This window comes from Mesorhizobium sp. Arg314 (assembly GCF_053714275.1).
This window is the reverse complement of sequence record NZ_JBSKBP010000029.1, coordinates 59,569-80,973: the sequence shown is the minus strand read 5'-3', so window position 1 is coordinate 80,973 and position 21,405 is coordinate 59,569. Positions and strand designations below refer to the sequence as shown.

Annotated in this window: 16 protein-coding genes; 5 read left to right on the top strand and 11 right to left on the bottom strand. The window is 62.5% G+C overall.

The features are described 5' to 3' along the window. Positions 1-76 precede the first annotated feature (76 nt). Positions 77-424 carry a hypothetical protein gene (locus tag ACWGS9_RS25140; protein ID WP_454507788.1) on the top strand — a complete coding sequence of 116 codons (348 nt, stop codon included), beginning with the start codon at positions 77-79 and terminating at the stop codon, positions 422-424. A 197-nt stretch (positions 425-621) separates the two neighbouring features. Here ACWGS9_RS25140 and ACWGS9_RS25135 read toward each other — a convergent pair whose 3' ends face one another. The 5 genes from ACWGS9_RS25135 to ACWGS9_RS25115 form a co-directional block, all read right to left on the bottom strand. After that, positions 622-789, bottom strand: a complete 168-nt coding sequence (locus ACWGS9_RS25135; RefSeq protein WP_454507787.1) for a hypothetical protein — start codon at positions 787-789, stop codon at positions 622-624. A 318-nt stretch (positions 790-1,107) separates the two neighbouring features. Beyond that, positions 1,108-2,037 carry a DUF2493 domain-containing protein gene (locus ACWGS9_RS25130; RefSeq protein ID WP_454507786.1) on the bottom strand — a complete coding sequence of 310 codons (930 nt, stop codon included), beginning with the start codon at positions 2,035-2,037 and terminating at the stop codon, positions 1,108-1,110. A gap of 320 nt (positions 2,038-2,357) precedes the next feature. Beyond that, positions 2,358-3,410: a DUF7146 domain-containing protein gene (locus ACWGS9_RS25125; protein WP_454507785.1), complete on the bottom strand. Its 1,053-nt coding sequence runs from the start codon at positions 3,408-3,410 to the stop codon at positions 2,358-2,360. A gap of 60 nt (positions 3,411-3,470) precedes the next feature. After that, a complete protein-coding gene (locus ACWGS9_RS25120; protein WP_454507784.1) occupies positions 3,471-5,567 on the bottom strand; it encodes a ParB/RepB/Spo0J family partition protein in 2,097 nt (698 codons plus the stop codon). 169 nt (positions 5,568-5,736) lie between these two features. Continuing rightward, positions 5,737-6,927, bottom strand: a complete 1,191-nt coding sequence (locus tag ACWGS9_RS25115) for a DUF932 domain-containing protein (protein WP_454507783.1) — start codon at positions 6,925-6,927, stop codon at positions 5,737-5,739. A gap of 368 nt (positions 6,928-7,295) precedes the next feature. On the opposite strand from ACWGS9_RS25115, the gene ACWGS9_RS25110 reads away from it, so the two are divergent. Both ACWGS9_RS25110 and ACWGS9_RS25105 read left to right on the top strand, forming a co-directional pair. Continuing rightward, positions 7,296-8,828 carry a tyrosine-type recombinase/integrase gene (locus tag ACWGS9_RS25110; protein ID WP_454507782.1) on the top strand — a complete coding sequence of 511 codons (1,533 nt, stop codon included), beginning with the start codon at positions 7,296-7,298 and terminating at the stop codon, positions 8,826-8,828. 365 nt (positions 8,829-9,193) lie between these two features. Further along, positions 9,194-9,529 carry a hypothetical protein gene (locus tag ACWGS9_RS25105; RefSeq protein ID WP_454507781.1) on the top strand — a complete coding sequence of 112 codons (336 nt, stop codon included), beginning with the start codon at positions 9,194-9,196 and terminating at the stop codon, positions 9,527-9,529. 26 nt (positions 9,530-9,555) lie between these two features. On the opposite strand, the gene ACWGS9_RS25100 is transcribed toward ACWGS9_RS25105, so the two are convergent. From ACWGS9_RS25100 to ACWGS9_RS25085, 4 genes are all read right to left on the bottom strand, one after another. Next, positions 9,556-11,172 carry an ABC transporter ATP-binding protein gene (locus tag ACWGS9_RS25100; RefSeq protein ID WP_454507780.1) on the bottom strand — a complete coding sequence of 539 codons (1,617 nt, stop codon included), beginning with the start codon at positions 11,170-11,172 and terminating at the stop codon, positions 9,556-9,558. 1 nt (position 11,173) lies between these two features. After that, complete coding sequence (locus ACWGS9_RS25095) at positions 11,174-12,292, bottom strand: ABC transporter permease (protein ID WP_454507779.1); 1,119 nt, start codon at positions 12,290-12,292, stop codon at positions 11,174-11,176. Beyond that, positions 12,285-13,208: an ABC transporter permease subunit gene (locus tag ACWGS9_RS25090; protein ID WP_454507778.1), complete on the bottom strand. Its 924-nt coding sequence runs from the start codon at positions 13,206-13,208 to the stop codon at positions 12,285-12,287. Before ACWGS9_RS25090 ends, ACWGS9_RS25095 begins: the two co-directional genes overlap by 8 nt. 174 nt (positions 13,209-13,382) lie before the next feature. Then, a complete protein-coding gene (locus ACWGS9_RS25085) occupies positions 13,383-14,975 on the bottom strand; it encodes a peptide ABC transporter substrate-binding protein (RefSeq protein ID WP_454507777.1) in 1,593 nt (530 codons plus the stop codon). 171 nt (positions 14,976-15,146) lie between these two features. Here ACWGS9_RS25085 and ACWGS9_RS25080 point away from each other — a divergent pair, with 171 nt between their 5' ends. Both ACWGS9_RS25080 and ACWGS9_RS25075 read left to right on the top strand, forming a co-directional pair. Then, positions 15,147-15,716, top strand: coding sequence for a TadE/TadG family type IV pilus assembly protein (locus tag ACWGS9_RS25080; RefSeq protein ID WP_454507776.1), 570 nt, complete (start codon positions 15,147-15,149; stop codon positions 15,714-15,716). Positions 15,717-15,889: 173 nt separating this feature from the next. Further along, entirely contained in the window at positions 15,890-17,581 is a 1,692-nt protein-coding gene (locus ACWGS9_RS25075; RefSeq protein WP_454507792.1) for a TadG family pilus assembly protein, read from the top strand. On the opposite strand, the gene bglA is transcribed toward ACWGS9_RS25075, so the two are convergent. Continuing rightward, positions 17,575-19,221 (bottom strand): beta-galactosidase BglA, encoded by a 1,647-nt coding sequence (bglA, locus tag ACWGS9_RS25070; protein ID WP_454507775.1) that lies wholly within the window; start codon positions 19,219-19,221, stop codon positions 17,575-17,577. The two genes, ACWGS9_RS25075 and bglA, sit on opposite strands and share 7 nt — an antisense overlap. Then, positions 19,221-21,230 (bottom strand): glycogen debranching protein GlgX, encoded by a 2,010-nt coding sequence (glgX, locus tag ACWGS9_RS25065; RefSeq protein ID WP_454507774.1) that lies wholly within the window; start codon positions 21,228-21,230, stop codon positions 19,221-19,223. Before glgX ends, bglA begins: the two co-directional genes overlap by 1 nt. Positions 21,231-21,405 lie beyond the last annotated feature (175 nt).

The window sequence follows — 21,405 nt, the reverse complement described above, 5'->3', positions numbered from 1 at the left end:
CCGCGTCACACCGACAGAGTGCTCACACTATTTCCAAAACTCAGGCTATGACCAACACTAATCTCATCCCGCTCTAGTGGAAAGGTATCAAGACCTCATCCCATGCCTGAAACTGCCCGATGAAAATGACCGGCATGTCCTTGCGGCGGCTATCGTTTCCGCCGCGGATGCCATCGTCACATTCAACGCCAAGGATTTCCCCGAGTCAGTGCTCCAACAATACCAACTGGATCTTATTCACCCGGACGATTTCATTTTTCATCAGTTCGGCATCGATGACGCCGCAGTCTTGGTGTCTGTCCAGAGGTGTCGGGAGCGTTTGAAGAACCCACCTAGGACCGCTAGCGAATACCTCGATACGCTGGAAAAGCAAAGCCTGCCTAAAACGGTCGCCCATCTCCGCCCTTACGCCGGGATTATTTAGCGTCGCGCTTCCGGCGCATGAGTTCCTTTATCCGCTCGGCGGTCTTACGTGTCCATATCGCAAGACGCTACTCCATGTCCGGCACGTCGCCGCCTACATCATGGCCGATATAGCAACGCCGGAGCGGAACGCTTTGAATCTAAATTGACAGGGCTTGGTACACTGCGCCTTGCCGGCGTCCGGCAAGGCTACGGCGCTCATGCGGCGTAGGGGTCTATTTCTCGGACGATCTCCGAGTGGTCGCCGTCGTACTCGTCTGCCGGTATGACGGCGAGCGTGCCATCGCCGGCACGAAAGATGACGATGCTGACCATCAGGCTGGTGGCAAGGCTGAAGGCGAAGGCGTTTGCTTCTATGAGGGACATTGATCCGGCTCCTGTTTGGAAGCGGGGATCGATCCCCGCGTTACAGGCGCCCGATGTGTCCGGCCGAGGGCCGCAATCACCGTGAAGGCGAAGCCGAAATGGCGGCACGCTTTGCGTAGTCAGACCCTTTACGGGTTGATGGCATCAGGTCCTCGGACCGGACCAAGGAATTGCGCTCATGAACGCGTGGGTCGATCCCCGCTTCCAATCAGGGGCCGGCAAGGCAAGGCTCTAAGCTCACGACCTCCCATCGCCGGAACGAGGTATCGGAGCGACCGCAATTGGACAGGCATGGCGTTTGGCATTGGCGGACACCCCTCATGGGACGCCGCACTTCATGACCGAGATGCCCAGCATGCGCGCCTTGTCGGCGAGGTTGTCCTGGATGCCGGTGCCCGGGAAATGGACGAGCCCGATCGGCATCGTATCGAGCATGGCGTCATTGCGTTTGAAGGGAGCGGCCTTGGCATACCTGGTCCAGTCTGGCTTGAAGGCGATTTGTGGCACATTGCGGTTGGAAGCCCATTTGGATGCGATCAACTCCGCACCACGGGGTGATCCGCCATGGAGCAGAACCATCTCGGGGTGCTTGGCGTGCACCTGGTCGAGCTTGGCCCAGATCAGGCGGTGGTCGTTGAAGTCGAGCCCTCCGGTAAGGGCGACCTTCGGCCCGGGAGGCAAAAGCACCTGACTGTCTAAGTGCTTCTTTGCGGCAAGAAAATCGCGACTGTCGATCATTGCCGCGGTGAGATTGCGATGATTGACCCTGGAGCCCGATCGCGGCCGCCATATCGAAAGGGTGTAGCGCTCGAAGTGCTCGGCGGCCTGGTCGCGCATCAATTCGAAGGCGCTGCGGCGTTCGAGTAGTGTCTGACCCTGTGCGATGAGCCTTTCGAGTTCGACGGACTTGACCTCGGATCCGTCTTGTTCCCGCTGAAGGCGACGCTGAGCGACTTCGTTCTCGTCGAGCTCGCGTTCGATCCGGTAGGTTGCGCGATGGAACAAGTTGACCGAGCCCCACAGGAGTTCCTCAAGGTCGGGCTCGAGCCGTGTGTCGGCTAGCGCCACGACCATGGCGTCGAAGATGTCGGCGATACTGGCCGCGATAACGTGGCCTTCGGGAAGCGGACGCGGATCGGGTTCGTCTTCGAAGGGTCGATAACCGTAGAGCTGGAGTTCCTGGAGGACGTGGTCAGTCGGAGATGAGGCATGCGATGGTTGAAAGGCGATGTCATCGTGGTCGTTCATGGTGGTCTTCCTTCTCCGGAACGGCCGCGCCATCGCGGCCTTCATGGCGACGAAGGCGGCGGGCGGCCTGGACTTGCACCCGAAGCGCCAGCGCAGGGCCGAAATGGCAGTGGAGGATGGCGAAAGCCCGGCTATTTTGTTTCGCGATGGAACGCGCCCTCTGGGCGCGCCGGAAAATAGCCGGGCGCAGCCATTGCCGGTCCGGGCCGGCTGCAGCCCGATCGCCCTCTGGAAGGCCATGGGCCGGTCCTTTTCGGAGGAGGATCACTACGCATACCGGGATCACCCGACAGCGACCTGCCCCTGCTCCCTCTTTCCGGTCAGGCCTCCAGGGCCATGAAGCGGGTGACATCATGTGGGGCGATTTGAGGGCGCAGGATCGCCCTGAGGGCTTCGAGACCGAGCAGCCGCAGATCCTCATTGAAGTCACCAAGTCGAGGCGCCAGGACGATCGCCTCGATCCCGGCCGAGCTGGTGCGTTCGATGAGGGCCGCCATGGCCCCATCTCCTGCCGGATCATTGTCCCGGGCGATGTAAAGTCGCCGCAGGGCGTCGGGGAACTGGATCGCTGACAGATGGGCCGCCGACAGGGCTGCGATCATCGGCATGGTAGCCAGCACCGAGCGTTGCGAGAGCATGGTCTCAATACCTTCGCCCGCGGCCATCACTTCAAAGCCGGTGCCGAAACGGACGGCGTGTCCGAGCAGTTCGCCCAGGGCTCGCCTTGGAGTGTCAATCGGTGCCCGGCCAAGATGGGCCTCGCTGAAACCTTGTGGATCGAGCCAGGTGCGGTGGGCGCCGGTGACCTTGCCAGCGAGGTTGGTGACGGCTGCGATCATCGCGGGCCAGATCTCGGTCGGCCTCCGCTCGTCGGGACGGTAATAACAGTGTGGGTGAAACCGCAGACATCCAGTTTCGTGAAGAGCCGTTATTCCGCGTGCCCGCAAGTATCTCTCCACGAGCGTCTGTGAAATCGGCTGCGAGATGGAAAACAGCCGCCGTGCTGCCTCCGCGGACCCGGTAGGTGCGGGCGTCTTGGTCCACTTCGGTGCTGTCGGCTGCTGCTCGCGGCATGGCAGGCTCAGGAACGTACGGGCCTCCGCGGCGACATCTAAAAAGTCGATCAGGCAGGCGCTTTCCCGGATCACGTCGAGCAAGTCGCCGTGCTCTCCCGTGGCAGCGTCGGTCCATTTGCCGGCCGGGCCTTTGGGAGAATCATTCAGCCGCACGTACATCGACCGCCCCGGTGTGTTTCGGACGTCGCCAACCTGCCAATAGTTGCCCTGGCGTCGGCCATTCGAAAGATAATTGCGACATACCGCCTCTGCCTGCCGGCCGAGACGGTGCGCAAGATCATGCTGGTTGCTCGTCACGGTGCGCCTCCAAGGAAAAGGCCCGCCGTCGCCGGCGGGCCAATAAAAACTTGACGCTGCCTATTCAGCCGCGATCGTGTGAAGTCCATTCTCGGCTTCACCATTTTGAGCGAAGCCATCCGCTTCAGCCATGGACGTTTCGCCGCCGTTCTCCGCCGTCGCTTCGACCGAGATTTCCGAAGCCTGCGCTTCCGCGGCTTCTGCATCCGAATGCCCCGGCGTGCGCAGTGGCTCAGGCAGCCAGCCGCTGTCGGCGATCAGTGTCTGAGCCTCACTGGCCATATCGCCCTTTTTGAGGTGCGATATCCGGTCAGCGGACTGCGGTCCTTTCGCTTCGGTGACCGCCTGGAGGATGCGGGCCTTCGTTACGCGCCCGAGGAAGTTGTCCACGGTCGGACGCCACCCGGCCGCCGTCATGTCGAGGTCAACAGCCTTCGCCAACCGGTCGGCATGGGCGAACGCACGCGGCCGCCGGTTCCAAGCCTCATGCAAAGCGTTAACCGATAGGCTGACGACATGGGCAAACAGTGCGGTTTGGCGATCGCCGTCCCAATCTTGCAGTGCGTCCCACAGGTCAGTCGCTTCCTTCGGCAGCGCGTTGGCCCAGTTGTCATGTCGGACTCGGATCGCCTGAGCGCAGATGCTGTCGTTCAATCCTGGAGCTTGTGCGCCGAAGCTAATGCTTTTCAGGTCGAGTTCCAGGCAACTATCCAATCCATAATGATAAAAGGTCTTCAGCGTAAGCGCGTGCAACGCCGCGAGGAAGGCAACGTCTGGCCGTTCGCCGAGCGCCTGACGCAAGCCAAGCGTGCGATGTGCAGTCAACTCCGCCATGAGCCGGTCAGAGATAGGCGACAGCCCATCATCGTCATCGGGCTCAGCCAGCGATCCGCTGTCCATCGTGACGCTGTCGCCATCACAAATCGCGGCAGCCGCGAGAGGCTCGTTTCCGCCTTCGGCCGTCTGTGTATCGACCTGCAGTTCGTCCTCAGGACGCACATGGCCGCGCTCGATGCGCAGACAACCGTCAGGTGCGATGCTGACAAAGGCGCCGGCGCGGGCGATCTCCGCTGGGTCGAAGGCGAGCGGCCGGGCCTCGAAGGATTCGAGCCCAGTCTCCAATTCAGCGAGACGTTGATCGATCTCGTCCGGAAGGTCCTCGACGCTGTCATATTCCTCGGACAGACGATCGAACTCGGCCTGCAAGGCCTCGCGCGTCGTCACCTCCTCGGCCGCAAGAGGCATCGGCTCGCCGCGAAGTTGGCGGAGCCCGAAGGTGTGGCCGTAGGCGAAGTCGGGCGCGACTTCGATCCACTTCCAGCCTTCGACGCGAACCACCTCCGCCTCGCGTTCGAGCTTATCCGCGACCAGCCGATCTACCAGCATAACGTCCTGCAGCCAGCCGCCGTCATCGCCCTGGAACAGGTCGCGCATGACCACGCCTCCGGCATCGCCATAGGCTTCGATGCCGATGAACTGCACCCTCTTGTCTGACGCACGCACCGCGCCCTCGGTCAGCATACGCCGGATGGCATAGGGCTGCTTGTCATAGGAGGCCTTCAGGCGCTCGAACACCTGCTGTTGGCGTTCGTGGTCGCCAGAGACGGTGAACGCCATGAGTTGATCGAGCGATAGACCGTCCTCCGCATAGGTTTCAAGCAGCGACGGCGACACCGAGGCGAGCTTCAGGCGCTGCTTGACGACGCTGACCGAGACGAAAAAGGCAGCAGCGATTTCCTCCTCCGATTGGCCCTTGTCTCGCAGGGCGAGGAAGGCGCGGAACTGATCGAGGGGGTGCAAGGGTGCACGCTGGACGTTTTCCGCCAGAGAGTCCTCTTCGGCAATGCCTTCCTCGCGCACGACGCAGGGAACCGGCGCTGTCTTGGCGAGGCGCTTTTGCCTCACCAGCAGCTCCAATGCCCGATAACGCCGGCCGCCAGCCGGAATCTCGAACATGCCGGTTTCGACACCAGCTTCGTCTTTGACCGGTCGCACGCTGAGGCCTTGCAGCAGTCCACGGCGGACAATGTCCTCGGCGAGTTCCTCGATCGATATGCCGGCCTTCACGCGCCGGACATTCGCCTGGCTGAGCACGAGCTTGTTGAAAGGAATGTCGCGCGAGGGCGACAGGGTGATCTTTTTGGCACTGGTAGCCATCAGGATGTACTCCGCGACGGGCGGCCGAAAGCCACTCTCTCGGCCTCCAACCCGTCACGAAGCGCAGCGCCGCCCTCTGACTCTTGAGGGCGGCGCCGCGGAACCACGAGGAAGAAGAACGCAAAGCCACGAAGCTGCAGACTGCGTTCGCATCCCCGGCTCCCGGAACTCACGCCGCTCGGTCGAGCAGTTTCTTCGCCCGCGTTTCCAGATCGAGCCGAGCATCCTGATGAGCCTTGTCGCGCGCTACCGCCGTGATGCCCTGCACGAAGTCGAATACGCTTTCGGGCTTGCGCCCTTCCTCGGCCAGCACCGTCTCAATGACTTTCGCCGCCTCGGCTTTGGAGAAGCGGCGCTTGCGCAGGAAGTCGCTGCGGTCCTCATCGGTGTGGGCGACGATCCGCTCCCGCGCCGCCTTGATGCCGTTCACGAAGGGCACTGACGAGGAGTTGGCGAAGCGCGCCAGCGCCGGCGCGGCCTCGTGCGCGAAACGCGAGGCAGCGTATTTCGAATGGCGGATGGTGATCTCCTCGAAATCTTCAACACCCCAAAGATTGCGGTTCTGGCAGACGGCGCGGAGGTAGAAGCTCGCTATGCCGAGCGTCTTGGCGCCGACCTCTGAGTTCCAACAGTAGAAGCCGCGGAAATAGAGATCGGGCGAGCCGTCCGGGAGCCGCCCAGCCTCGATCGGGTTGAGGTCGTCGACCAGAAAAAGGAAGACGTCGCGGTCGGAGGCATAGAGCGTCGTGGTGTCCTTCGTAATGTCGACGCAAGGATTGTAGACGCGGGTAGACCATTCAAGTACGCCGGGCACTTTCCACCGGGTGTCGCCGGTGCCGTTACCGGCGATACGCTGCACGGCGGCGACAAGCTCGTGGTCGAAGATGCGGCCGTAGTCCGGGCCAGTGACCGCGCGTAGCTCGATGCGTCCATCCTCGGTCTCGAGCGTCTTTACCTGCTCAGCACGGTGGGACGTCAGGCCGTACTGTAAATTAATCCCGGCGAGCGGTGCTGGAAGCTGGCGCAGATAGGCCGTCGGGGCGCCAACGAGGCTCGCGAGTTGGCCAAAGCTCCAATGGGTCGGGATAATGGGCGTGTCCGTGCCTGGTAGCACCAGGGATAGGCGTTCGGCATCGTCTCGGCTTGCCTCCACCCGAATAGCTGCGCTCTCCACCGTCCTCGCCCGGCTACGCTCGGTCCGGATCTGCACCGCGGCGAATAGCTCCGACAAAGACAGGTAGCGCTCATCGGCCGGCCGGGAAAACCATTCCGAGGATACGCGGCCAATCCGCTCGCCGCGGCTCACATCCACCTTATATCCGCCGGAACGATCCCGGGTGGCGTCCAAAACTTGTGTCATGGGTCGTCTCCGTGACGGGCGCTGGGAGCCACTCTCCCAGCTATCAGCCCGTCACGGAAGCTCATCCAGACTCTCACTCTCTTGTCTCAGGATAGTCGGCCGCAATCTCTGCGCAGGACAAGAGAGAGCTCCCTTCGAGAGTCCCTTGTCGCTGACCCAACCTTTTTTGCTGCAGTCGATATATTCACATTCGAGCGAATACTCATCCGGTCTGAGATTGACGATGGTTGTTGCGTGCACCGCCGTTTTCTACGCCAGAGTGTCCCAATCACCGCACAAGAGATCTGATGCCATTCACACATCGCCCTTAGATCCGTACATTCCAATCGAATAATCGCCTAATTAAGCCCTATGCGATGACGTTCAGGTTGTTCTCCAATGTCTCCCGAAAGGCAAGCAATGAGCATTCCAGAACAGTTGGACGACAGTACGCCGCTCCGCCTCAACGTAGCTGCCGAGATCGCTTTTCCGGACGGCTCTATGGGTGCGGCGGGTTTGCGAAAAGAACGAGATGCTGGCCGTCTTCAGACAGAGTTGATCGCAGGCAAGGAATACGTCACTTTGGCAGCGATCGCAAAAATGAGAGAACTATGCCGCGGACGTCGAAAGGGGCGCGCCTTGTCTGGCGCGCCGAAAGCAGAAGGGCGGACGGAAAGCTGCGCAACGGAGCCGGCTGGTTCATCCGGGATGGCGCAACCTTCATCAGCGCTTGTGGCGGCACTGGCGACCGCGAACGCGCTGAAAAGCGCCTCGCCAGTCACATCACGGAAAAATACCGGCCGGCCCGTGAGCGCGGTCGCGATCCCGCCACGGTCTCGGTAGCTGATGCCGTAAGCGTATACCTCACCGACGTCGCGCCATCGCACGCGAAGCCGAAGGAAACCGCCGACCGGCTGATCGTTGTACTCACCTGGTTCGGCTGCAAAAAGATCGGCGACATCGATGGCAAGATGTGCCGCGATTACGCCAAGGCACACGGTAACGGCGCTGCCGCCAGGCGTCAGTTGGAGGATTTGCGAGCGGCGCTGAACAATTATCAGCGGGAAGGCTATGTAACTTCTGCGCCTGCGATTGTGCTGCCCGCCAAAGCTGCACCGCGCGACCGTTGGCTGACCCGCGATGAGGCAGCCGCCCTGCTTCGCGCCGCGTGGCGCATGCGCCAGTCATGGAAGGGCAGGCCAAGCGATCGTCGCACCGCACGCCATGTCGCGCGATTCATCCTGGTCGCTTTATACACCGGCACGCGCTCGGCCGCGATTTGCGGGGCCGCCATCCGGCCGACCGATGATGCCGGGCATGTCGACCTCGAACGCGGCGTTTTCTACCGCCGCGCCGCCGGCCGCCGCGAGACCAAGAAACGTCAACCGCCCGTTAGGCTCCCTGACCGCCTCCTGGCACATGTGCGCCGCTGGGCGAGCAAACCGCTGGAGATCAAGACCAAGGGCCGCGGAAAAAGCGCTAGCATTGGCCGCATGATTGCCCATGACTACGTGGTTGAGTGGAACGGCAAACCGGTGCAGTCGATCAAGAAGGCCTTCCGCTCGGTGGTCGAGGCGGCCGGACTGGGCTGGCATGAGGAGGTTGCGACACCGGACGGTAGCGTCCGGCGCGTCTTCCGCACCGACATCACCCCGCACGTGTTCCGCCACACGGCCGCGACTTGGCTGATGCAGCAGGGTTCCGACCCCTGGGCGGCGGCCGGATTCCTCGGCATGACCGTTCAAGTGCTCATTCAGACTTATGGCCATCATCACCCCGATTTTCAGGCCCAAGCCGCCGAGGCTATCGTCTCCAAGTCACGCTTGCGAAACATGCCGAAAAGCGCAGTCAGGATGCCCCCGGCACAGAAAGAGAACATTTCCGTCTACCCCACAGAAACCCCACAGATATGCCGGAAATAAACGTGAACATTAGCCATCTAGCGCCATGCGAAACGCCGGAAATCCGGGCTTTTGCTGGCCAACCCGCCCGTTCGGGACGAGGGGGTCGCAGGTTCAAATCCTGCCACTCCGACCAGAAAAAACAAGCACTTGGCTTTTCCCGAAACTGCTGCCAGCCTGAATCAGGACTGCCGCTAGTCGTCGCCATAACTCATGGGCAGATGGCGCTGTAGTTCCATCGGGTCGTGACGAACGCGACCAATTCCGATGACGTTAGGCGTAGTTCGACAATGCTCGACAACAGGTTCTCACTTTGACCAAATGGCAACCCCAACCCCGATTTCGGAATGCGCGGAACTGTGGGCCGGCGAAACAAGGTTGAGAGCATGAAGTTCACGCTGACTGCCATTTTAGCGATGACGGGTCTCCTGCTGTTCGCAGCGGGCTGTTCATCGACCGTGGCGTCAATCAATCCGGCCAAGTACGACAAGATGAGCTGTCAGGAGCTCAACAGCGAACTCGGCGACACCGCCACCGATATTTCGCGCACTGCAATCGCCCGCGGCAAGGTCGCCAACACGAGCGTGCCGAACTGGCTGCTCGGCGGCGAGCGTGTGAAGGCGGCGGTTGCCAATCGCGAAACGGCGAAGATCGAACGTTTGCAGCAACAGCAGCAGGCGATCGTCGCTATGCGAAAGCAAAGGTGCCCTTCCGCGCAGTGAGCTGGCCCCAATCGGGCTCCCCGGCTTCACGCGCTCATGCGGAACTTTGTCGTATCGATCGCCGCGTTCATCAGCGTCTGCGTATAGGCTTCGCGCGGGTTGTCGAAGATTTCTTGCGTCGGACCTTCCTCGACGATCTTTCCCTGCTTCATGACGATGATGTAGTCGGCCATGGCGCGCACCACCGCGAGGTCGTGGCTGATGAAGAGGTAAGACAGTTCGTGGCGCGCCTGCAGCGCGCGCAACAGCTCGACGATCTGTTTCTGCACCGACCGGTCGAGCGCCGAGGTCGGCTCGTCCAGCACCACCACTTTCGGCTTCAGGATCATGGCGCGGGCAATGGCGATGCGCTGGCGCTGTCCGCCTGAGAATTCATGCGGGTAGCGGTTGCGCGCATTGGGGTCGAGGCCGACCTCGCGCAGCGCTTCGACGGCTCGCTGGTCGCGCTGTTTGCCGGTCAACGAGGGCTCGTGCACCAGCAGGCCTTCGGTGATCACCTGGCCGATGGTCATGCGCGGCGACAGCGAGCCGAACGGATCCTGGAAGACAAGCTGCAATTCGTGCCGCAGCGGCCGCATCGCCTGCCGGTCGGCATTGGATATGTCGCGGTCGCCGAAACGGATGACGCCGTCGCTCGGAAGGAGCCTGAGCAGCGCGCGACCTAGCGTCGACTTGCCTGAACCGGACTCGCCGACGATGCCGATCGTCTGGTTGCGCTTCAGCCGGATCGAGATCTTGTCCACCGCGCGCAGCATCAGCGGCTCGCCGCCAAGGAAGCCGCCGCCGATCTTGAAGACGACCTCGACGTTGCGACCTTCCAGCAGCACCGGCGAGTTGGCGGGCGGCGCTGCCTTGGCGCCCGTCGGTTCGGCCGCGAGCAGCATCTTGGTATAGGCATGCTGAGGGTTGGCGAAGAGCGCTTCGGCCTCACCCTCCTCCACCACCTCGCCCTGGCGCATGACATAGACGCGGTCGGCGAAGCGGCGCACGATGCCGAGATCGTGGGTGATGAAGACGATCGCCATGCCAAGCTTGCGCTGCAATTCGGCGAGCAGCATCAATATCTGCGCCTGGATGGTGACGTCGAGCGCCGTCGTCGGCTCGTCGGCGATCAGGATGTCGGGATCGTTGGCCAAGGCCATGGCGATCATGACGCGCTGGCGCTGGCCGCCAGACATTTCGTGCGGATAGGATTTCATGCGCCGCTCGGGATCGGGGATGTGCACCAGCCTGAGCAGCTTCAGCGCTTCTTCCCGCGCGGCGGCAGCGGACAGCCCGCGATGCCGGCGGATCGGCTCAATCAGCTGGTTGCCGATGGTGTAGAGAGGATCGAGCGAGGTCATCGGCTCCTGGAAGATCATGCTGATCTTGCGGCCGCGCACCTTGTTGAGCTCGCTCTTGGTCATGGTCAAAAGGTTGCTGCCGCGATAGTCGACCGCGCCTGTGGCTTCGCCATTGGAGGAAAGCAGGCTCATCGCCGCCATCATCGTCTGGCTCTTGCCCGACCCGGATTCGCCGACCACGGCGACGGTTTCACCTGCCTTGACGTTGATGTTGATGCCTTTCACCGCCTCGACGGTGCCGTCGAGGGTCTGGAAGCGGACGCGCAGGTCCTTGACGCTGAGGATCGTTTCGGCAGCCATGTCAGCGATCCTTCGGGTCGAGCGCGTCGCGCAGGCCGTCACCGACGAAATTCAGCGCAAACAGCGTCGAGACGAGGAAGAAGGCCGGGAACAGCAAGAGCCAGTTGGCATAGCCGATGTTCTTGGCGCCGACCGATATCAGCACGCCCCAACTGGTCATCGGCTCCTGCACGCCAAGGCCAAGGAAGGAAAGAAAACTTTCCAGGATGATGACCTGCGGCACGAGCAGCGTCATGTAGATCACCACCGGCCCGAGCAAATTGGGGATGACGTGGCGCAGCAGGATGCCGCTCCAGCCGACACCCATGGCCTCGGCCGCCTGGACATATTCCTGCCGGCGGATCGACAGCGCCTGGCCGCGCACGATGCGCGCCATGTCGAGCCACAGCACCGCGCCCACCGCTAGGAACATCAGCACGAAGTTGCGGCCGAAGAACACCACCAGCATGATAACGAAGAAGATGAAAGGCAGCGAATAGAGCACATCGACGATGCGCATCATCACCTCGTCGACCCGGCCGCCGGCAAAGCCGGCCGTGGCGCCGTAGATGACGCCGATGACCACCGCCACCACGCCGGCGAGCAGGCCGATGGCCAGCGATATGCGTCCGGCTACCAATGTCCTCGACAACTGGTCGCGGCCTGTGTTGTCGGTGCCGAACAGGAAATATTGCTGTTTGATCGAGGCGCTCATCACCATTTCCAGGCTGTCCGGAGATTTGCTCTCCAGCCTGGCATTGTCGAACGCGTCGGAACGTTCGAGATAGCGGATGCTGCGTTCATCGATCGGCTTGGACGAGACTACCGTGACGATGATGCGGTCGGCGTCCTGCTTCCATTCCTTTATATCGGCCCGCATACGCTTGACGACATCGTTGAGCGCCGTCTCGATCATGTCAGCCTTGGGGTAGGCTGAAAAACTCGGCGGCATGCGCACGTAGTCCGAGTAGATCGCGGTGTATTGATGGGGCACGAACAAGGGCCCGACGATGCACACAGCCGCCATCAGGACCAGATACAGCAGGCTGGCCATGGCGGCGCGGTTGGCCTTCAATCGAGACCAGGCATTGCCCCAAAGCGAGCGTCCGACAACAGGCGCGGCGACAGCGGCATCAGTCATAGCGCACCCTCGGATCGATCACCGCATAGAGGACATCGACGATCAGGTTGAACACGATTGTGAAGAGCGCGATCACCACCACGGTGCCCATGACCAGCGTATAGTCGCGATTGAGCGCGGCTTCGACGAAGTAGCGGCCGACGCCCGGAATGGCAAAGATCGTCTCGACAATGACGGAGCCGGTGAGCAGGGCCGCTGCCGCCGGGCCAGCAAACGAAACGATGGGCAAGACGGCGCCGCGCAGCGCATGCTTGACCACCACTGACCAGTCCGACAGACCGAGCGCGCGGGCGGTGCGGATGTGATGGGACCTCAGCGATTCGATCATCGAGCCACGCATCAGGCGGGCGACGATGGCGATCTGCGGCAGCGCGAGAGTGAGCGCCGGACCGATCTTGTTGACAAGCGCGCCATCGCCCCAGCCGCCGATCGGAAGCAGCTTCCAGGTCAGGCCGAACAACAGCTGGATCAACGGCGCGATGACAAAGGTCGGAATGGTGCTGCCTGCGGTCGCGAGCGCGATCACCGAATAGTCGGCTATTCTGTTCTGGTTGAGCGCTGCGATGGTGCCGAGAATCGAGCCAAGCAGGAGGGCCAGGGTCAGAGCCGAGGCGCCAAGCTGGATCGAGATCGGCAGGCCCCTGGCGAAGAGCTCCGTGACGGTGAAGTCGGGCATGTTGTAGCTCGGGCCGAAATTGCCATGCAGCAGATTGCCGAGATAATGGGTATATTGCTGCCAGAGCGGATCATTGAGACCGAACTGCGCGTCCAGATTGGCCTTGATCTCGGGTTTCAGGCCCCGCTCCTGGTTGAACGGCCCGCCAGGCGCAACGCGGATCAGGAAGAACGCCAAAGTCACGATGACGAATAGCGTCGGGATGGCGGTCAACAGCCGCCGAAAGACATAACGCAGCATCGGCGCCCCGCTTCAGCCAGGGCGACAGCTCTTCAGACGAAGACCGTGGCGCGCTGGCATCTCTGATCTTCGCACCGAGGCAACCGAAAATCCAACGCGACTTTCGACCCGGCACGACGACAGACCGCGGCCGCCGCAACCAAAAGGTGGCGGCGGCACGGCCAAGGTTACTTGTCAGTCCTTGGAGATGAAGCGGGACGGATGCACGTCCATGACATTGTCGGTGAAGCCGTGGAGCTTCGAGGAAACGATGTCGTGGTAGCTGTAGTAGAGCAGCGGGATCTCGCCCATGTCGTCGATGAGGATGCGCTCGGCCTCGGCGAGGTCCTTCATGCGCTCCTCTGGCTTGCCGCCGGCGGCGGCAGCCTTGTCCATCGCGGCCTCGTATGCCGCGCTGTCATAGTTCGAATAGTTGTTGCCGCTGGCCTTGCGGGTGATGCCGAGGAAGGTCTCCGGATCCTTGTAGTCAGCGATCCAGCCGGCGCGGGCCACGTCATAGTCGCCCTTCTGCTGAAGGAAGGAGTAGTGGGTCTTGGTGTCAGTGTTGATCAGCGTGACCTCGACGCCGAGCGGCTTCAGTTGCTCCTGGATGGCGACCGCCGTGTTCTTGTGGTTCTCCGAGGTGTTGTAGCGGATTTCCATCTTCAGCGGATGCTCGGGCGTATAGCCGAGCTTCTCCAGGATCTTCTTGGCCTCGTCCTCGCGGTCGATCTGAGACATGTCGGCATATTTGGCCATGGCCGGCGTGTAGCCCTCGATGCCCGGAGGCACCATCGAATAGCCGGGCAGCATCGAGTTCTGCCAGACCTTCTCAGCAAGGAAGTCGCGGTCTATCGCCATCGAGATGGCGTTGCGCAGCTCAGGATTATTCCAGGGCGCCTTGTCGGTCTTGATCGCATAGTAGTAGGTGCCGAGATACGGTCCGACGCGGATCTGGCTGCCAAACTTCGTCTTGAGGTCGGCAAGCTGCTCGGTCGGAAGATCGTCATAGCTGTCGAGTTCGCCGGCCTCGAAGCGCTTCATGGCCGAGGAACGGTCCTCGGTCGGGATGTAGTTGACGGTGTCGATCTTGACGCTGCCGGCATCCCAGAATTTCGAATTCTTGACCAGTTTCATGTGATCGTTGGGAACCCATTCGGCGAGCGTATAGGCGCCGTTGGACACCATGGTGCCCGGCTTGACCCAGTCGGCGCCGAGCTTTTCGACGGAGGCCTTGCTCACCGGATAGGTTGCCTGGTGAGTCAGCATCTCCAGCAAGTAGGGCGTCGGCGCCTTCAGCGTGACTTCCAGCGTGTTGGCGTCGATCGCCTTGACACCCATTTCCTCCGGTTTGGCCTTCTTGGTGTTGACCTCCTCGGCGTTCTTTACGGGGTAGAGCATGGAGGCGTATTCGGCACCGGTGGCGGGATCCTCCAGGCGCCGGAATGCGAAAACGAAGTCCTCGGCGGTTACCGGAGTGCCGTCCGACCAACGGCCGTCCTTGCGCAGCTTGAAAGTGTACACGGTGCCGTCATCCGATACCGTCCAGCTTTCGGCGGCGCCCGGAATGACATTCGCCTTCTCGTCCTGCATGACCAGGCCCTGGAACAGGTCGCGCAGGACGTTGGCTTCGTAGACCGTCGACGTTTTGTGCGGGTCGACCGACTGCAATTCCGCGGCGCTGCCACGGTTGTAGACCACTTCGGCGAAGGCGTGCGTGTAGAAGGCCCCGCTCGCCAAGGCCATGGTGGTGGCAAACACCGTCGCCTTCAGCATGTTATTCAGCATGAAGTTCTCCCTGTCGGCGCAGCCCCTCAGCCGCGCCTCTTTTAAGTGTTGACGCCCCGAAACCGTTGAAACGGCCCCGTTTCAGGCGTGCCGCCGGTCTGTTCCGGCGGCTGGTGGCAGGAGACTAGACAGAGCGATATCTTATTTCAACCATTGCCTGCTTGACGCAGAGTGAGCGTCATCCCGCTAAAACAGCAAAAACTAAAGCTTATAGCTTGCGTTCAACTTGGCACACCTGCCGGTTGTTCGATGCGTTTTCTGTTTTTGCAAGCAGGTTTTGGCATTCTCCGCACCATGCTGAAAAACCGAAGATACCTTGTCTCTTGGTCTTGTTTCCGGGCAGACGCCACGGGCACGTCGGCGATCGAATTCGCCATGCTTGCGCCGATCTTCATCCTGCTTCTGCTCGGCATGGTTGCATACGGAATCTATTTCGGCGCCAGCCACTCAGTGCAGCAGATCGCCGCCGATGCGGCGCGAACAGCGATCGCCGGTCTCAATCAGACCGAGCGGCAGGCACTGGTTACCGATTTTATCGCTCACGACGTCTCCGGCTATCCGTTCGTCGATCCTAACAAGCTGACAGTCAACGCACAGGACAGCGCCGCCGACGGCAGCCAGTTCGTCGTTTCGGTCAGCTACGATGCGCGCAGCCTGCCGATCTGGAACCTGTTCCGGATGCTGCCGTTGCCGGGCACGACGATCAAGAGTCAATCGACGATCCGCGTCGGAGGCATATGATGCCCACCAAGGGGGGACTCGAGCGGTTCATCGTTTCCTTGAAACGCATGACCGCTCTATCTTTTTGCTTTGACGCAATTCCGGACGGAAAACCGTTTCACACTTTTCCTGGAATTGCTTTTAAGGCGGCGACGCGACGGCTGCTCGCCGACCGGAGCGCCAATTTCGCCATCATGACGGCGCTGTGCACGCCGGTGGCTCTGGCGCTGACCGCCTTCGCGATCGACGAGGGCTCACTTTACAACGAGCGCCGCGCCGCGCAATCGATCGTCGACCTTGCCGCCATCACCGCGGCCTCGAACATCACCAATGCCCAGCAGGCGGTGCTGACGACGCTAAGCGACAACGGCATCACTTCGGTCGCGGTGCAGCAACAGGGCACGACCGTGACGCCAACCGCCACCAAGGCCGTCGTCCAGGTCGTGCCGGGGCGCTACACGGGCGTCAGCACCATTGCCGCCGGCACCCGGTTCGAGGCAGGCAAGCTCCCCTACAACGCCGTCCAGGTATCGCTGAAGAAGCAGGGCACGCTCTATTTCGCCGGCTCGATCATGTCGCCGCCGACGCTCGGGACGAGCGCCATCGCCAGCGCCCAACCGCAGGCGGCTTTTTCGGTCGGATCGCGGCTCGCCAGCCTCAATGGCGGAATTCTCAACGCGCTTCTCGGCGGCCTTCTCGGCAGCAACATCTCGCTCAGCGTGATGGATTACAATTCGCTGATTTCAGCCGATGTCGATGTTCTTTCCTTCACCGATGCGCTGGCGACGCAATTGCATCTGACTGGCGTGGGCTATTCCGACGTGCTCGCCTCGAAGGCAACGATCGGACAGATCGCCACCGCCATGGCCAACGTGCCGGGGTTGGACCACACGGCCAAGATCGCCTTGCAGACCATGGCCTCCAGCGCCACCAACACCGTCAAGATTCCGCTCAGCAGTCTCGTCGACCTGGGCTCGGTGGGCAGCCTGGGCCTCGGACAGAAACCAGCTGGGCTGTCGGTCGATGCCAGCGCGCTCAGCATGCTGACGGCGGCGGCAGCCCTGGCCAACGGAACGAACCAGGTCGCGGTCGATCTCGGCGCCACCGTACCGGGGCTGGCATCGACGACGCTTGCCATTGCCATCGGCGAGCCCATGCAGAATTCGGCCTGGCTGGCGGTGGGAGAAGCAGGCACCGTGGTGCGCACGGCGCAGACGCGCATCAAGCTCAACGCCAGCGTCACGCTCGGCAATTCCAATCTCGGCGGCGGCATCAATCTGCTTGCCGTCAACCTGCCGCTCAATGTCGAGGTCGCCTATGCGGAAGCCAAGCTGACCGATATAAGCTGTCCGACCGGCCCCTCCAGCATCAAGGTTTCGATCGCGGCGCAACCGGGTGTCGTCGAGGCTCATCTGGCCAACAGCAGCGCCAGCGGTTTCGCGGACTTCAGCAAGCCGCAATCCTTTTCCGACGCGGACATCGCGGATGTCAGCCTCAAGCTGCTGGTGATCAACCTCAACCTGCTGCAGATCAAAGGATCGTCGGCCTTTTCGATCACCAACATGGCGCCGACCACCCTGACCTATAATGCCAACGACATCGCCAACAAGGCGATCAAGACGGTGTCCACGAAGAACCTGACGCAGTCGCTGACGACATCGCTGGTCAACAACCTGTCGCTGTCGGTCAATGCACTAGGCCTCGGCCTCGACGTGACCGCCCTGCTCGGCACGGTGAAGCCGGCGGTAACGACGCTGCTCAATGGCGTGACCGCGCCGGTCGACGACCTGGTCTACAACGTGCTTGGGGCACTTGGCGTCCATGTCGGCGAGGCCGACGTGCGCGTGACCGGCGCGACCTGCGGGCGCTCGGTGCTGGTTCAGTAAGCAATCCGCGCGAGGAAACAACCGAGCGGCGGCAGTGCGATCACCTCCTCCTCGGGAGAGCCGGACGCATCGACCGCAAGGTCGATCGCTTCGATCCGCTCGAACTCCGCCGGCAGCGTCCAGCCCGCCGGTTCGCCGGCGAAGTTGAAGACGCAGAGCAGCCTTTCTCCGCCGCCCTCGCGGACGAAGGCCAGCAGATCGCCTTCGGCATCAAGGAACCGGATCGAGCCGCCGATGAGCGCCGGATGGCGCTTGCGCAGCGCCAGGATCGAGCGATAGGCGGAAAGGACGGAGCCATCCTGACCATCCTGGACATCTACCGCACGCGCACGATGCGCTTGCGGCACCGGCAGCCATGGCTTGCCGGTGGAGAAGCCGGCATTTTCCGCGTCCGCTTGCCAAACCATCGGGGTGCGACAGCCGTCCCTGCCCTTCACGCCGGGCCAGAAGCGGATGCCGACGGGGTCGCGCAGATCCTCATAGGCGAGTTCAGCCTCCTCGAGGCCAAGCTCTTCACCCTGGTAGAGGCAGATCGAGCCGCGCAGGCAGGCAAGCAGCGCGATTGCGAATTTAGCCACCGTATCAGGGTTTCCACCGGGGCGCGTCCAGCGGCTGACATGGCGCACGACGTCATGGTTGGAGAAGGCCCAGCAGACCCAGCCGTCGGCGACGGCGTTCTCGAACGCCTCGACGCAGCCGCGAATATGAGCGGCGGAAAATTGCGGGCTGAGCAGGTCGAATGTGTAGCACATCTGCAATTTGTCGCCGCCGGAAACATAGGCGGCGAGCGTCTGCAAGGAACGCTCCTCGTCACCGACCTCGCCGACCGCGGCGCGGTCCGGATACTCGTCGAGCAGCGCGCGGAAGCGTTTCAGGAAATCGAGGTTTTCGGGACGCGTCTTGTCGAAGAGATGCTCCTGGAAGGCGTAGGTGCTGGTCGAACCGTTGGTGCCGGCGACACTTGACGCCAAAGGCGGGTTGTCGCGCAGCCAGCGGTCATGGACATAGTAGTTGACGGTATCCAGCCGAAAGCCGTCGACGCCGCGCTCCAGCCAGAAGCGCACGGTGTCCAAAAGCGCGTCCTGAACATCCGCATTGTGGAAGTTCAAATCCGGCTGCGCGGCGAGGAAATTGTGCATGTAGTATTGCCGGCGGGTGGCGCCCCATTCCCAGGACGGGCCGCCGAACACCGACAGCCAGTTGTTGGGGGCATTGCCGTCCGGCCTGGCGTCGGCCCAGACGTACCAGTCGGCCTTGGCATTGTCGCGGCTGGTCCGGCTTTCGACGAACCATTCATGCTTGTCGGAAGAGTGCGAGATCACCTGGTCGATGATGAGTTTCAGGCCGAGCCGATGCGCCTCGGCGACCAGCGCGTCGAAATCTTCTATGCCGCCGAACATCGGATCGACGTCGCGATAGTCGGAAACATCGTAGCCCATGTCGGCCATCGGCGATTTGAAGAAGGGCGATAGCCAGACCGCGTCGACGCCGAGAGAAGCGATATGAGCGAGCCGCGCGGCGATGCCCTTCAAATCACCGCTGCCGTCGCCGCTCGTATCCTGAAAGGAGCGTGGATAGACCTGGTAGATGACGCAGCCGCGCCACCATTCGGCTCCTTGTCCGGGATTGTCGCCAGCCATCACGAACCCTTCCTCGCCCGATCTCTCGTTATCCGATCTATCCGACCCTCGATGATGAAATTGACGCTGCGGCCAGGCAGCGGCCGCGCCAGGTCGACCGGCTGCGTCTCGATTGCCGAGCGCCATTCAAACCCGTCCCGCGCCGGTAGGCTGAACACACTTTGGCGGCGGTCGCCGTTGATCACGACAGCCAGGCGTCCGCCCTCGGCATCGCCGAGCAGCATGACGAGGCGATGTCGGCCGGGGTCGTTCCAGTCGGACTCGCCGAGCGGCGCGCCGGTCTCGGTCAGCCAGGCTACGTCGGGGATTTCCGATCCGTTGGCGGGCTCGCCGGTCAGGAAGTGTATATCCGCCAAGGCCGGAAAGGCGCGGCGCAGCGCGGCCAGCGACGATGCATATTGCTCCAGCGCCTGGTCGCGGCCGGCCCAGTCGAGCCAAGTGATGGCGTTGTCCTGCGCATAAGCGTTGTTGTTGCCCTTCTGGGTGCGGCCGAATTCGTCGCCGGCGGTCAGCATGATGGTGCCGCGCGAGGCAAAAAGCGTCGCCAGCAGCCCGCACTGGTCGCCGAAGCGGGTCCTGGCAATCGCGCCGGCGTCCGTCTCGCCCTCGGTGCCGTTGTTCCAGGACAGGTTGTCGTTGTGGCCGTCGCGGTTCTGCTCGCCATTCGCCTCGTTGTGCTTGCGCTCATAGGCGACGATGTCGGCCAGCGTCATGCCGTCATGCGCGGCGATGAAATTGACCGTCCGGCTCGCCAGCCGGCCTTCCCTGCCGAAAACGTCCGAGGACCCGGCAAGCCGGGTGGCCAAAGCGCCGATCGCACCGGTATCGCCGCGCCAGAAGCGTCTGACATCGTCGCGGTAGCGGTCGTTCCACTCCAGATATGGCGGCCGGAAATTGCCGAGCTGGTAGCCGCTCGGACCGATATCCCAGGGCTCGGCGATCAGCACGCGGTCGGCGAGCACGGGATCGCCGGCGATGGCCTGAAGCAGCGGCGCTTCCGGGTCGAATGCCCCGTCGACGCGTCCGAGCACCGGCGCCAGATCGAAGCGGAAGCCGTCGACACCGGTGAAGCGGACGAAGTGGCGGAGCGTGTCGAGCACCATCTCGCGCACGATCGGATGATCGCAGGCGATTGTGTTGCCGGTGCCGGTGTCGTTGACCAGCCTGCCGTCCGGCTGATGCCGGTAATAGGCTTGAGCGTCGAGGCCGCGCAATGACAGCGTCGGGCCGAGCCGGTCGCTCTCGCCGGTGTGGTTGAAGACGAGGTCGAGGATGATGCCGATGCCCGCCTTGCGCAGCGCGGCGACGGTATCGCGCAGTTCCTCGATACCGCCCGGCGCCAGGCGCGGATCGAGCGCCATGAAGGTGACGGGGTTGTAGCCCCAGGCATTGGTCAGCCCCAGCGGCGGCAGGTGCCGCTCGTCGATCGACGCCGTGACGGGCATCAGTTCGACGGCGGAGACACCGAGACGCTTCAGGTGCTCGATGACGGCCGGATGGGCGAGCGCCTGGATTGTGCCTCGCTGCGCCTGCGGGACATCCGGATGCAGCTTGGTGAAGGACCGGACATTGAGCTCGTAGATCAAGCCGCCGGGCTGAAAGAGAGCAGGCTTGGCCGGCACCGGCTTGGGCAGCGAACGCGCAATCGCCTTCGGCACCAGCGGTGCGGTGTCGGCGCCTTCATTACGTTTGGCTGCAAGCCGCCAATGGTATTGGTAGGGACGATCGATCTCGACGGCATAGGGGTCGGTGAGAAGCTTGTTCGGGTCGAACCACAGGCCGCGCTCCGGGGCATAGTCGCCGTCGGCGCGAAAGCCGTAACGCGCGCCGTCACCAAGGCCGGGGAGAAGGAGCGCATGCACCCCATCGCCTTGCGGCGTCAGCTCCAGGCGGTCGAGCTCACGCGTGCCGCTGTCATCGAAGATCGAGACCCACAGGCGCCGCGCCGATGACGACCAAACCGCGAAGTGGATGCCTTCGGGGGTGATGGTAGCGCCGAGTTGGGTCATGCGCGCGCCTCCCCTTCTCCCCCTGTGGGAGAAGGTGGATCGGCGCGAAGCGCCGAGACGGATGAGGGGTGTTGGAAGGAATGAGGCGCTGAAGAACCGGATGCTTCAAGCGCCCATTTCTTCATCGTAGCGACCCTTCCAGCACCCCTCATCCGTCCGAGCTTCGCTCGGCCAC

Coding starts and splice junctions, on each gene's coding strand:
- ACWGS9_RS25075 (WP_454507792.1), top strand. CDS start 15,890: ATGACGGCGCTGTGCACGCCGGTGGCTCTGGCGCTGACCGCCTTCGCG.
- ACWGS9_RS25135 (WP_454507787.1), bottom strand. CDS start 789: ATGTCCCTCATAGAAGCAAACGCCTTCGCCTTCAGCCTTGCCACCAGC.
- ACWGS9_RS25105 (WP_454507781.1), top strand. CDS start 9,194: ATGAAGTTCACGCTGACTGCCATTTTAGCGATGACGGGTCTCCTGCTG.
- ACWGS9_RS25090 (WP_454507778.1), bottom strand. CDS start 13,208: ATGCTGCGTTATGTCTTTCGGCGGCTGTTGACCGCCATCCCGACGCTA.
- ACWGS9_RS25085 (WP_454507777.1), bottom strand. CDS start 14,975: ATGCTGAATAACATGCTGAAGGCGACGGTGTTTGCCACCACCATGGCC.
- ACWGS9_RS25115 (WP_454507783.1), bottom strand. CDS start 6,927: ATGACACAAGTTTTGGACGCCACCCGGGATCGTTCCGGCGGATATAAG.
- bglA (WP_454507775.1), bottom strand. CDS start 19,221: ATGGCTGGCGACAATCCCGGACAAGGAGCCGAATGGTGGCGCGGCTGC.
- ACWGS9_RS25120 (WP_454507784.1), bottom strand. CDS start 5,567: ATGGCTACCAGTGCCAAAAAGATCACCCTGTCGCCCTCGCGCGACATT.
- ACWGS9_RS25130 (WP_454507786.1), bottom strand. CDS start 2,037: ATGAACGACCACGATGACATCGCCTTTCAACCATCGCATGCCTCATCT.
- ACWGS9_RS25100 (WP_454507780.1), bottom strand. CDS start 11,172: ATGGCTGCCGAAACGATCCTCAGCGTCAAGGACCTGCGCGTCCGCTTC.
- ACWGS9_RS25095 (WP_454507779.1), bottom strand. CDS start 12,292: ATGACTGATGCCGCTGTCGCCGCGCCTGTTGTCGGACGCTCGCTTTGG.
- glgX (WP_454507774.1), bottom strand. CDS start 21,230: ATGACCCAACTCGGCGCTACCATCACCCCCGAAGGCATCCACTTCGCG.